13 protein-coding genes are annotated in these 11,631 nt (G+C 66.0%); 2 read left to right on the top strand and 11 right to left on the bottom strand.

Features of this window, described 5'->3' with window-relative positions:
- The first annotated feature begins 19 nt into the window (after positions 1-19).
- Both RS901_RS27970 and RS901_RS27965 read left to right on the top strand, forming a co-directional pair.
- A complete protein-coding gene (locus RS901_RS27970) occupies positions 20-529 on the top strand; it encodes an acetone carboxylase subunit gamma (RefSeq protein ID WP_316153767.1) in 510 nt (169 codons plus the stop codon).
- A 68-nt stretch (positions 530-597) separates the two neighbouring features.
- Positions 598-2,145, top strand: a complete 1,548-nt coding sequence (locus RS901_RS27965) for a class I adenylate-forming enzyme family protein (RefSeq protein ID WP_316153766.1) — start codon at positions 598-600, stop codon at positions 2,143-2,145.
- Positions 2,146-2,153: 8 nt separating this feature from the next.
- Here RS901_RS27965 and RS901_RS27960 read toward each other — a convergent pair whose 3' ends face one another.
- From RS901_RS27960 to paaB, 11 genes are all read right to left on the bottom strand, one after another.
- The gene (locus RS901_RS27960; RefSeq protein WP_316153765.1) at positions 2,154-2,303 is read right to left on the bottom strand and encodes a hypothetical protein; all 150 of its coding nucleotides are present in this window, start codon (positions 2,301-2,303) and stop codon (positions 2,154-2,156) included.
- On the bottom strand, positions 2,287-2,580 hold the full coding sequence (locus RS901_RS27955) for a hypothetical protein (protein WP_316153764.1): 294 nt from the start codon (positions 2,578-2,580) through the stop codon (positions 2,287-2,289). Before RS901_RS27955 ends, RS901_RS27960 begins: the two co-directional genes overlap by 17 nt.
- A 193-nt stretch (positions 2,581-2,773) precedes the next feature.
- Positions 2,774-3,283 carry a lecithin retinol acyltransferase family protein gene (locus tag RS901_RS27950; RefSeq protein WP_316153763.1) on the bottom strand — a complete coding sequence of 170 codons (510 nt, stop codon included), beginning with the start codon at positions 3,281-3,283 and terminating at the stop codon, positions 2,774-2,776.
- Positions 3,284-3,566: 283 nt separating this feature from the next.
- A complete protein-coding gene (locus tag RS901_RS27945) occupies positions 3,567-5,231 on the bottom strand; it encodes a cation acetate symporter (RefSeq protein WP_316153762.1) in 1,665 nt (554 codons plus the stop codon).
- Positions 5,228-5,536, bottom strand: a complete 309-nt coding sequence (locus tag RS901_RS27940; protein ID WP_316153761.1) for a DUF485 domain-containing protein — start codon at positions 5,534-5,536, stop codon at positions 5,228-5,230. Before RS901_RS27940 ends, RS901_RS27945 begins: the two co-directional genes overlap by 4 nt.
- 255 nt (positions 5,537-5,791) lie before the next feature.
- Positions 5,792-7,141, bottom strand: coding sequence for a phenylacetate--CoA ligase PaaK (gene paaK, locus RS901_RS27935; RefSeq protein ID WP_316153760.1), 1,350 nt, complete (start codon positions 7,139-7,141; stop codon positions 5,792-5,794).
- Positions 7,142-7,221: 80 nt separating this feature from the next.
- The gene (gene paaN / locus RS901_RS27930; RefSeq protein ID WP_316153759.1) at positions 7,222-8,886 is read right to left on the bottom strand and encodes a phenylacetic acid degradation protein PaaN; all 1,665 of its coding nucleotides are present in this window, start codon (positions 8,884-8,886) and stop codon (positions 7,222-7,224) included.
- A gap of 58 nt (positions 8,887-8,944) precedes the next feature.
- Positions 8,945-10,021 (bottom strand): 1,2-phenylacetyl-CoA epoxidase subunit PaaE, encoded by a 1,077-nt coding sequence (gene paaE / locus RS901_RS27925; RefSeq protein ID WP_316153758.1) that lies wholly within the window; start codon positions 10,019-10,021, stop codon positions 8,945-8,947.
- 19 nt (positions 10,022-10,040) lie between these two features.
- A complete protein-coding gene (paaD, locus tag RS901_RS27920; RefSeq protein WP_316153757.1) occupies positions 10,041-10,556 on the bottom strand; it encodes a 1,2-phenylacetyl-CoA epoxidase subunit PaaD in 516 nt (171 codons plus the stop codon).
- Positions 10,557-10,561: 5 nt separating this feature from the next.
- Positions 10,562-11,317 (bottom strand): 1,2-phenylacetyl-CoA epoxidase subunit PaaC, encoded by a 756-nt coding sequence (paaC, locus tag RS901_RS27915; protein WP_316153756.1) that lies wholly within the window; start codon positions 11,315-11,317, stop codon positions 10,562-10,564.
- An 11-nt stretch (positions 11,318-11,328) separates the two neighbouring features.
- Positions 11,329-11,610: a 1,2-phenylacetyl-CoA epoxidase subunit PaaB gene (gene paaB, locus RS901_RS27910; RefSeq protein ID WP_010809321.1), complete on the bottom strand. Its 282-nt coding sequence runs from the start codon at positions 11,608-11,610 to the stop codon at positions 11,329-11,331.
- Between the last annotated feature and the right edge of the window lie 21 nt (positions 11,611-11,631).

The raw sequence follows: 11,631 nt of genomic DNA, 5'->3' as shown, positions 1-11,631 counted from the left end.
CGAATCAAGGAGCTGAACAATGTCTGCCTATACCAATGAACAGGTCGCTCACCTCGTCGAGGGTTCCCTGGACTGGGAAACCACCTTCCGCATGCTCTCAATGCCCAAGGATGACAGTCGGTTCGAGCAGTACCTGGCGGCCCTGCAGGCCAAGGTGAGCTTTGCGGACCGCATTGTGCTTCCGCTCGGCCCGCATATGCATATCGTGCAATCGGCCAGCACCAAGAAGTGGCTGGTCAAGTGCGATTGCGGCCACGAGTTCTGCGACTACCGCGAGAACTGGAAACTCCATGCCTCGATCTACGTGCGCGACACCGAGGAGGCAATGACCGAGGTCTATCCCAGGCTCATGGCCCCCGACACCCAGTGGCAGGTGTATCGCGAGTACTACTGCCCATCGTGCGGCACCATGCACGACGTCGAAGCACCCACCCCGTGGTATCCGGTGATCCACGACTTCGAGCCGGACATCGAGGCCTTCTATAAGGAATGGGTGCACCTGCCGGTTCCGGAGCGCGCCCCGGACTGAGCGCAGCGTGAAGAGCGGGGGCAGGCACTGCCTGTCCCCTGCAGACAACGGTTAAAACGGGAGGCAGCATGAACCCCAACCTTGCGCAAATGCTCGTCCGCACGGCCCGCGCCTATCCCGATCAGGCAGCGCTCTATCTCGGCACCGAGCCGCTATGTACCTTCGAGCAACTCGCCGATCGCGTGGCACGCTGCGCCTGCGGGCTGCGTGACTGGCTCGGCCTGCATGCCGGGGACCGGGTCGCGTTGGTCATGAAGAACTGCCCACAGTACGTCGAGCTTTTGTACGGCATCTGGCACGCCGGCCTGTGTGCCGTGCCGATCAACGCCAGGCTGCATCCGCGTGAAATCGAGGACATCCTGCAGGACAGCGGCGCCCGCCTCAGCTTCGCCGCCGACGCCGAAGCAGCGCCTGGCGCCCGGACCATCGTGGTCGGTTCCACCGACTACCATGCCCTGTTTGCGGCACACGGCATGCCGGTCACCGATGTGTCCGAAGACGCCCTCGCCTGGCTGTTCTACACCAGCGGCACGACCGGCAAGCCCAAGGGGGTCATGCTCTCGCACCGCAATCTGACCGCCATGTCCCGCGCCTATGCCAGCGCGGTCACTCGCGTCCTTCCAGGCGACAGCCTGATTCACGCGGCGCCAATGTCCCATGGGTCGGGACTCTACGTGGTCCCCCACATGGCCGAAGGTGCGAGTCAGGTGATTCCACCTTCAGGCGGCTTCGACGCCGCCGAACTGGCGGGCCTCGTCGCCGCACACCAGCGCCCGAGCTTCTTCGCTGCGCCGACCATGCTCAACCGCCTGGTCGAATACGCACGCCGGACCCGGGCCGACCTCTCCAATCTCAAGGTCGTAGTCTGTGGCGGTGCGCCCGTCTATGTGGAGGACGAGATCGCCGCAATCGAATGCCTGGGCCCCCGCATCGCGCAGATCTACGGCCAGGGCGAAAGTCCGATGACCATCACCGCCCAGTCGTCCCACGAAATCGGCCGCGCCTGCGCCGTCGGCGACCTCAAGGCTCTGGCTTCGGTCGGGCATGCCCTGCCCGGCGTGGAGATTCGTATCGCCGATGCCGCGGACCGTGCGCTCCCGGTGGGGGAAGTCGGTGAAGTCCTGGTGCGCGGGCCCACCGTGATGCAAGGCTATTGGAACAACCCGGAGGCCAGTGTGGCGACGCTGCGCAATGGCTGGCTGCATACCGGCGATGTCGGGTGCGTGGACGAGCAGGGGCAGCTCGCGCTGAAGGACCGCAGCAAGGACACGATTATCAGCGGTGGCTCCAACATCTACCCGCGCGAAGTGGAGGACGCCCTGCTCGCCCATGCCGCGGTGGCTGAAGTCTCCGTGCTCGGCCGCAGGCATCCGGTCTGGGGAGAGGAAGTGGTGGCCGTCGTCGTGCTCAAGGCCGGGATGCGGATGACCCAGTCCGAACTGGATCTGTGGTGCCTGCACCGGATCGCCAGATTCAAGCGGCCGAAAGCCTATCTGTTCGTCAATGCGTTGCCGAAGAACAGCAACGGCAAGGTACTCAAGACGGCGCTACGCGAGCTGTTGGCCCAAGGTGGCGAACAGGCGAATGCCAGGACGTGGCGCTGGCAGCTTGCGTAGACCGAGACTTACAACTCTGTCATCAAGATCATTGACATGGCCGGCAGCGTCTGTCCAAGCAGGTTGTTGATGGGCGTGCGGCAGTCGTGCGCCAGGTCCGCGGAGAACTGCGACAAGCGCTCATAGCGCTCACGCAGCCGCTCAATGCTGCAACGCAAGCGCCACCTCATGGAGTTCCGCGGGAAGCAGCGACGGATCGACGGGCAGCGCTCCGCTGGTGAATGTCACGGCCCGGGTGCCAGCGGCTATGCGATGCAATGGCGCCATGCCGGCGCGCAGCGCGGCATAGCCAAGCATGCCCGCGGCCAGGACACCGAAGCACGTTGCCATGACCAGCTTCCAACGGTAGGCGCGCAACAGTGCCATGCGCGACGCTGCAACCTGGTAGACCATGACTTGCACCGGCAGCGGCAGCGCTCCGGCGTGCGCAAGCATCGAAATGCCCCGCACAGGCAGTCCGTCGGCGCGGCTCCATGTGCGGATTGACAAGACTGTAATCGTTACGACCTCGTCTGATCCCCAGTGATGGCATCGTCGCCGGGGCGCGCCGACAACGCTGTCAAGTGCAGAGCGTCATTCGGCGGTTTTACCGCAACCGCGCTGTACGGCATGGGAAGAACCGGGCCGGTCAGGCCACGCAAGCTTCGATGCGCCGCATTGGCCATGCCACCGCAAGGCATGCCGTGAACAGGCATAACGCGGTCCGAAGGGCTGCGCGCGGGTCGATGAAGCACGCGAGCACCTGCTCGCTGCGGCTTTCCCCATACAGGCACCAGGCGCAGAAATGCTCGCAGTTGTTGGTCAGCAGCCTGTAGCGATTCTCGCCCAACCGCGAGCGTGCGCGCCGCACGGCTTCGTGCCTGACGTACACCGGGTCAGCACTTGGTTCGATCAGGACTTCGAATCCGGCGGCGAAACGCGTGATGCTGATTTCCTCGACAGGGCCGCGACGCAGCGACCCGGCAAGTCCGGCGTAATGCACCACTTTGCCATCGCCAACATAGATGCCATGGTGGCTGTAGCCGCGCCGCGGCGTGACGAGATGGGCACCTAGCGGCGGTTCTGCGCCGGCATCGAGGGGGCACTGCGCAAGGGCTGCGCTGGCGGTGCGACGTTGGTTGGAGGTTGGCTGGCCCATGTTCGAATGCCCAAGCGATCAGGTGAACTTGAGAAAAGCCTATGCCCGGCAACACATTAATAACAATTAAACCTTCTTCTATTGACCATAAATTTTTGCTTATGCCATGCGTTCTGCTACTGGATCGGCGACGGAGTATCAACAGCGCCCTGGTTGCGCGCTGAATCGGCCCCTCGTCAGTCCACTTCGCCGCGGATGTCCTGTCGCGGGTGCGCGGTTCGGGCGCTTGCGATGCCGGGAACTGCGCCTCAGGCGCGCGCACGCCGCTGCCCTGCCCCCAGGATCAATGCTGACTTGCCCCGGCAGCGCCAATCCCGGTCATCGCACGCACGAACTGCGCACCATAGCGCTGGCGCTCGGTGCTGGCCCGGGCCGAGCGGTCAAGCACCGACGCCAGCCAGGCGCTGGCGAAGGCCAGCGTCATCGAGAACAGTGCCGGGTTGGCATACGGGAAGATCGCCTTGTCATGATGCAGGATGCCCACCCAGACCGTCGGGCCCAGCACCAGCAGCGCCACCGCCGACACCAGACCGGCCAGGCTGCCCGCCACGGCGCCGCGCGTGGTCAGGCCCTTCCAGAACATCGACAGGAACAGCACCGGGAAGTTGACGGAGGCCGCGATCGCCAGCACCAGGCCGGACAGGAAAGCGATGTTCTGCTTCTCGAACATCACGCCCAGCACCATGGCCAGCACCCCGATCACCAGGGTGGCCGCCTTGGACACCCGGATCTCGTCCTTCTCGTTGGCCTGCCCGCGGCGGAACACGTTGGCGTACAGGTCGTGCGAGACCGCCGAAGCGCCCGACAGGGCCAGGCCCGCCACCACCGCAAGGATGGTCGCGAACGCCACCGCCGAGATAAAGCCCAGGAAAAGATCGCCGCCGATCGCATGCGACAGGTGCACCGCCACCATATTGCTGCCGCCGATGATCTTGCCGGCCGCATCGCGGTAGGCCGGATCCGCACCCACCATCACGATCGCACCGAAGCCCACCACCAGGATCAGCACGTAGAAGTAGCCGATGAAGCCGGTGGCGTAGAGCACGGACTTGCGCGCCTCGCGGGCGTCGGCCACGGTGAAGAAGCGCATCAGGATGTGTGGCAGGCCCGCGGTGCCGAACATCATGCCCACCCCCAGCGAGATCGCATCGACGGGATTGGACACCAGCCCGCCCGGCGACAGGATCGCGAGCCCCTTGTCATGCACCTTCGCCGCACCGGCGAACATGGCTTCCGGGCTGAAGCCGAAGTACGCCAGCACCATCACCGCCATGAAGGTCACGCCGCCCAGCAGCAGCGCGGCCTTGATGATCTGCACCCAGGTGGTGGCCAGCATGCCGCCGAACATCACATAGAGCACCATCAGCAGGCCGACGATCACCACGGCGGACTCATAACTGGTGCCGAACAGCAGCTCGATCAGCTTGCCGGCGCCGACCATCTGCGCCACCAGGTACATGATCACCACCGTCAGCGTGCCGCAGGCGGCGGTGATCCGCACGGGCTTTTGCGCCAGCCGGTATGACACCACGTCGGCAAAGGTATAGCGGCCAAGGTTGCGCAGCCGTTCGGCGACGATGAACAGGATGATCGGCCAGCCGGCGACCACGCCCAGCGCGTAGATCAGCCCGTCATAGCCCTTGTCGAACATCATCGCGGAGATGCCGAGGAAAGAGGCCGCGGAAACCATGTCGCCGGCAATTGCCAGGCCGTTCTGGAAGCCGCTCAGCCCACCCCCGGCGGCATAGAAGTCGGATGCCGAGCGCGTGCGGCGCGCGGCCCAGCGGGTAATGCCGAGCGTGAACAGCACGAACAGCATGAACATCACGATGGCGCTCCAGTTCAGCGGCCGCGGCGCGGCATTGCCCTGGATTGCGGGTGCCGCCGAGGCGGCCATGCTGGCAAGCCCGAGCAGGGCCGCGCACAGGTAACGGTTGGCGGGCTTCATGCCTGGCACTCCTTGCGCACGCGTTCGTTGAGCGGGTCCAGGTCGCGGTTGGCCCGGTACACGTAGATCCCGGTCAGCAGCACAGCCGAGACGATCACGGCCACGCCGACGGGAATGCCCACGGTCATAACACCCGCGCCGAGCGGTGTGCCCAGCGTGGCCGGCGAGAACGCCAGCAGCAGGATAAAGCCGAAGTAGACTGCCAGCATGACCAGCGTCAGCGACCAGCCCAGGCGGGTCCGCCCGTTGGTCAGCCGGATGAAATCGGGGTGGTTCTGGATGGTTTCCAGTTGTCGCGCGTCCATGGTGGTCTCCTTTGGCGCAGGGGTGGGCGTGGCGCCTCTGGGTGGGCGCTATCGGTGGGTGAATTGCTGCGGCGATGAATCTGCCCGCGGCTTGCACCCCTCTCCCGCGCGCGGGAGAGGGGCCGGGGGAGAGGGCAGGCGTGTGGCAAGCACGTTGCCGCCACACTCAGTGGATACTCCTGCCCTCTCCCCCACCCCTCTCCCGAAAGCGGGAGAGGGGTGCGTTTGCCACGGGTGTTGGTAGAAAACAGGGCGTCAGATCGCCCCGACCGGCTGCTCGTGCGTGACCTTCGGCCGCATATCGAGCACCCGCCGTGCCTTGCCGACCGTGGTGCGCTCGATGCCGTCCGCATCCATCACCTGCACCCGCGTGGTCACGCCCACGTAGGTCTTGATCTGCGCCTTCAGCTCGCGCTCCAGCGTCGCTCGGTCGTCGGCGCAGAGGGGTGCCGAAGTTCCGGGCCGCGCTTCGACCCGCACTTCCAGCTTGTCCAGGTGGCCGTCGCGGGTCACCACCAGCTGGTACTGCGGCGCCAGGGCCGGCGTCTTCAGGATCAGTTCCTCGATCTGCGACGGGAACACATTGACGCCGCGGATGATCAGCATGTCGTCCGAGCGGCCGGTGATCTTGCCGATGCGGCGCATCGAACGCGAGGTGGGCGGCAGCAGGCGCGTCAGGTCGCGCGTGCGGTAGCGGATCACCGGCAGCGCTTCCTTGGTGAGCGACGTGAACACCAGTTCGCCCTCTTCGCCATCCGGCAGCACCTCGCCGGTCACCGGGTCGATGATCTCGGCGTAGAAGTGGTCTTCCCAGATCACCGGGCCATCCTTGCTCTCGATGCATTCGCATGCGACCCCCGGCCCCATCACTTCAGACAGTCCGTAGATGTCCACCGCGTCGATGCCGGCGCGGGCCTCGATCTCGGCGCGCATCGCATCCGTCCACGGCTCGGCGCCGAAGATCCCGACCTTGAGCGAGCTTTCCGACGGATCCATGCCCTGGCGCTCCATCTCCTCGATCAGGTTCAGCATGTACGACGGCGTCACCATGATGATGTTGGGCTGGAACTCGCGGATCAGCTGCACCTGTTTCTCGGTCTGTCCGCCGGACATGGGGATCACCGTGCAGCCGGCCTTCTCGGCGCCATAGTGGGCACCCAGGCCGCCCGTGAACAGGCCATAGCCATAGCTGACATGGACCAGGTCGCCGGCGCGGCCGCCGGCGGCGCGGATGGAGCGCGCCACCACGCTGGCCCAGGTATCGATATCCTTCGCGGTATAGCCGACCACGGTCGGCTTGCCCGTGGTGCCGCTCGACGCATGCACGCGCGCCACCTTCTCGCGCGGCACCGCGAACATGCCGAAGGGATAGTTGTCGCGCAGGTCCTGCTTGGTCAGGAACGGAAACTTCGACAGGTCCGACAGCGACTGCAGCTGGTCCGGATGCACCCCGGCCGCATGGAAGGCCTTGCGGTAATGCGGCACGTTGTCATAGGCATGGCGCACGCTCCATTTCAGCCGTTCCAGCTGCAGCGCCTGCAGTTCGTCGCGGCTGGCGCGCTCGATCGGCTCCAGCTCGTTGGGGTTGGGGATGCGTTGAACCATTGTCTGCTCCATCATCGTTATGATTGCGCCGCATGGGTATCGGGGGCCGGCGCCGGGTACTGCGACTGCTAGCTAGTCCATCAGATATGGGAACGGCTCTGCACCACGCGGAAGCGGTTGGCGACGAAGGCCGCATCCGACAGCGAGGCATTGGCTGCCGGGTTGGCGCCGGTGGCATGGAAGTCGCTGAACGCGGCCGACTGGTTGACGAACACGCCACCGGTCAGGTTCAGCGACAGGGCCACGCCCGCGTCCTCGGCGGCATCGCGGATGGCCTCGGTCACGCCGGCATCGGTGGTGTAGGCCGACAACGTCAGTGCGCCATGTTCCTTCGCGCCGCGTTGTGCCAGCGCGATGCTGTGCGCGGTGTTGTCGGTGGCGACGATGAAGGAGATCGGGCCAAACAGCTCCTGCATGATCTTGCCCTCGTCGCTGGCGTCCACCTTGAGCACCAGCGGCGTGCGGATGCGCGCGCCGGGGAACTCCGGGTGCTCCAGCACGCGGCTGTCGGCGACGATCTCGCCCAGCGCGCGCGACGATTCGATGCGCTGCACCACCCCGTCGTTCTGGATCGCGCCCAGCAGCTCCACCGCCTTGGCCGCATCGCTGGTGAGCCTGACCACGCCCTCCCCGATCGCCGCGGCCACCTGGTTAAAGCTGAGGTGCCCTTCCGGCGTGTCGATGCCGTCCTTCGGCACATAGATGTTCTGCGGTGCCGTGCACATCTGGCCCGAGTACAGCGCCAGCGAGAACGCGATATTGCGCACCATGCCCTTGAAGTCGCTGGTGGAGTCGATCACGATCTGGTTGACGCCGGCCTTCTCGGTATAGACCTGGGCCTGGTGGGCATTGCGCTCCAGCCAGTCGCCGTTGGCGCTGCTGCCGGTGAAGTCGATCAGGCGCACTTCAGGGCGCAGCGCCAGCGTGGACGCCATGCGCTCGGTCGGGTCGTTGGCCACCAGCGTGACCAGGTTGGGGTCGAAGCCGGCTTCCTGCAGCACCTCGCGCGCCACCTCGACGGTGATCGCCAGCGGCAGGATCGCGCCCGGGTGCGGCTTGACCACCACCGCGTTGCCGGTCGCCAGGCTGGCGAACAGGCCGGGATAGCCGTTCCAGGTCGGGAAGGTGCAGCAGCCGATCACCAGGCCCACGCCGCGCGGCACCACGCTGTAGCGCTTCTCCATGCGCAGCGGCTCGTTCTTGCCTTGCGGCTTCTCCCAGACAGACTGTTTCGGGATGCGGCGCATCTCGTCCCAGGCGTAGGCCACCGCTTCCAGCCCGCGGTCCTGCGCGTGCGGGCCGCCGGCCTGGAAGGCCATCATGAAGGCCTGGCCGGTGGTGTGCATCACCGCGTAGGCGATCTCGAAGCTGCGGCGGTTCAGGCGCTGCAGGATTTCCAGCGAGACGCCGACCCAGGCTTCCGGCCCGGCCTTGCGCCAGGCCGGCATGCCTTCGGCCACGCCGGCAAAGAGCTGGTCGAGGTCGGGCTTCGGATAGGTGATGCCCAGTTCCGCGCCGTAGGGCGATACTTCCTTGCCCGCCTGGCCGACGGTGCCCGGCTGCGACAGCGCGAACGGCCGGTTCAGGCGGGCGTCAAAGGCTGCCTTGCCGTCGGCGCTGGCGGTTTCGCCGTAGACCCTGGGGCTCGGCATTTCGGTGAACGGGCTCCAGTAGCCGCGCTCGGCAATGGCTTGGGTGGCTTGTTCCAGCAGCGCCTGGTGGCGTTCAAAAAACGGATGGGACACGGCTTGCTCCGGGGGCAGAATGGTTTGTGTATGGGGCGGGACAGCAGCAGGAAACGCCTCAGGTTTCCTGGTCGAAGTCGATCACCAGCTTGTCGCTGACGGCGTAGCTCTGGCAGCTGAGGATGAAGCCGCGCGCGACTTCATAGTCCTCCAGCGCAAAGTTGACGTCCATGTCGACCTCGCCTTCGATGCGCTTGCAGCGGCAGGTCGAGCAGACGCCGCCCTTGCATGAGTAAGGCAGCTCGATGCCTTGCGCCAGCGCGGCATCCAGCACCGTCTCCTTGTTCTTCTCCAGCGTGAAGGAACGCGTGCGGCCGTCCTGGATCACCGTCACCTCGCACTGCTGCTGACCCACCTGCTTGTGCGCATGCGCGGGCGGGCGTGCCGAGGGGATGCTGGTGGCAAACAGCTCGCGCTTGATGCGAGCCTTGTCCACGCCGTTGTCGAGCAACGCCTGCGACACCTCTTCCATCATCGAATGCGGGCCGCAGATAAAGGCGATGTCTATGTCCTGCGGCTTGACCCAGTGCTTCAGCAAGGCATTGACCTTGTCACCATCGATGCGGCCGTTGAAGAGGTCGATATCCAGCTGCTCGCGGCTGAGAACGAACACCAGGTTGAAGCGCTGCAGGTAGGTGTCCTTCAGGTCTTCCAGCTCTTCCTTGAACAGCACCGACGACGACGCGCGGTTGCCGTAGAACAGCGTGAAGCGGCTTTCCGGCTCGGCTTGCAGCGTGGTCTTGATGATCGACAGCATCGGCGTGATGCCGCTGCCGGCGGCAAATGCCACGTAGTGCCTCGCTTGCGCGGCAGACAGCGGCACATGGAAGTGGCCGGACGGTGGCATCACCTCCAGCTTCATGCCGGGCTGCAGTTGTTCGTTGGCCCAGTTGGAGAACAAGCCGCCGTCGACGCGCTTGATCGCCACGCGCAGCTGCGCGTCCTGCACCGCCGAGCAGATCGAGTACGAGCGGCGCACGTCCTCGCCGCCGATGCCGGTGCGCAGCGTCAGGTGCTGGCCCTGGATGTAGCGGTAGGTGTCGGCCAGTTCATCCGGCACGGCAAAGGTCACGGCCACGGCATCGCGGGTTTCGCGGGTGACCGAGGCCACGGTCAGTTCATGGAATTTGCTCATCTCACTACCTCGGTCAGGCTCAGTGCGCCTTGAAGTAATCGAACGGTTCCTTGCAGTCGCCGCAGCGGTACAGGGCCTTGCAGGCGGTCGAGCCGAACTGGCTCACCAGCCGCGTGTGCCGCGACCCGCAGTGCGGGCAGGCCACCACCAGCGCCGGCGCCGGCTTGCGGCTGATGCCGCTGATGTCGATCACCTGCTGGGCCGGCGGCGCAATGCCGTAGCCGCCCAGGCTGGCCTTGCCGCGCGGCGTCATCCAGTCGGTGGTCCAGGCCGGCGCCAGTTGCGTCCGCACGCGCACGCTGGCGATGCCCTGCGCGGCCAGCGTGCGCTCGATCTCCTCCCGGATCACCGTCATGGCCGGGCAGCCGGAGTACGTCGGGGTGATGGTGATGACGCAGGCGTCATCCTCCCATGCCACGTCGCGCACAATGCCGAGATCCACCACGGAGATCACCGGGATCTCGGGATCGGGCACCGTATCGAGCCAGGTCCAGACCTGCCCGACGGCCGGGCGTGCGATGGCTTGCGCAGTCATGGCGTTCACCAGCTGGCGCCCGGATAGGCTCGCTGCAGGAATTGCATTTCGGCCAGCAGGTAGCCGAGGTGTTCGGTATGGCGGCCGTGGCGGCCGCCGCTCTGCGACCACGTGCCGGCAGGCAGCTGCAGCGTGGCCTCGTCCAGCACCGCGGCCACGTGGCGCTGCCACGGTGCGGCCAGTGATGCGGGATCGGGCACCACGCCGTCCTGCACCAGCGCGGCGTCGCCCGCGTCGGACTCGAACAGCTCACCGCTGAACATCCACAGGTCGTCGAAGGCATCCTGCATGCGACGGTGGCTCTCTTCGCTGCCGTCGCCCAGGCGCACCACCAGGTCGGCGCTGCGGCGCACGTGGTAGGTCACTTCCTTGAGCGACTTGGCGGCGATCTCGGCGATGCGGGCATCGGTCGAGCGCTGCAAGCCATCGAGCAGGAAGTAGTGCCAGGTGTCGAACAGGAACTGCCGCGCCAGCGTATCGGCATAGCTGCCGTTGGGCTGCTCCGCCAGCAGCAGGTTGCGGAACTGGTGCGCGTCGCGCAGGTAGGCCAGCTGGTCGGCGGTGCGGCCGGCGCCCTCCACTTGCGCGGCGTAGCCCAGCCACAGCCGGGTCTGGCCGATCAGGTCGAGCGCGACATTGGTCAGCGCGATGTCCTCTTCCAGCGCCGGGCCGCGGCCGCACCATTCCGACAGGCGCTGGCCGAGGACCAGCGTGGAGTCGCCGAGGCGCAGCAGGTATTCAAGCTTGTGGTTGTCCATCATGCGAGCCCGTATCAGATGTGCTTGACCGCTTCCGGCATCGGGAAGAACGTCGGGTGGCGGTAGACCTTGCTGTTGGCCGGTTCGAACAGCGGGCCCTTGTCGCCCGGGCTGCTGGCGACCACGTCGCCGGCCTTCACCACCCAGACGCTGACGCCCTCGTTGCGGCGCGTATAGACGTCACGCGCGTTGTTGATTGCCATTTCGCCGTCCGGCGCGTGCAGGCTGCCCACGTGCTTGTGGGCCAGGCCGTGCTGGCTGCGGATAAAGATCTCCCAAAGCGGCCACTCTTTCATGGCAACCTCCTGTGTCACTGC

The sequence above is a fragment of the Cupriavidus sp. BIC8F genome (genome assembly GCF_032465815.1).
GTDB classification, from domain to species: Bacteria; Pseudomonadota; Gammaproteobacteria; order Burkholderiales; family Burkholderiaceae; genus Cupriavidus; species Cupriavidus necator.
Note: the sequence above shows the minus strand (reverse complement) of the source record. Positions and strands in the feature narration are given on the sequence as shown.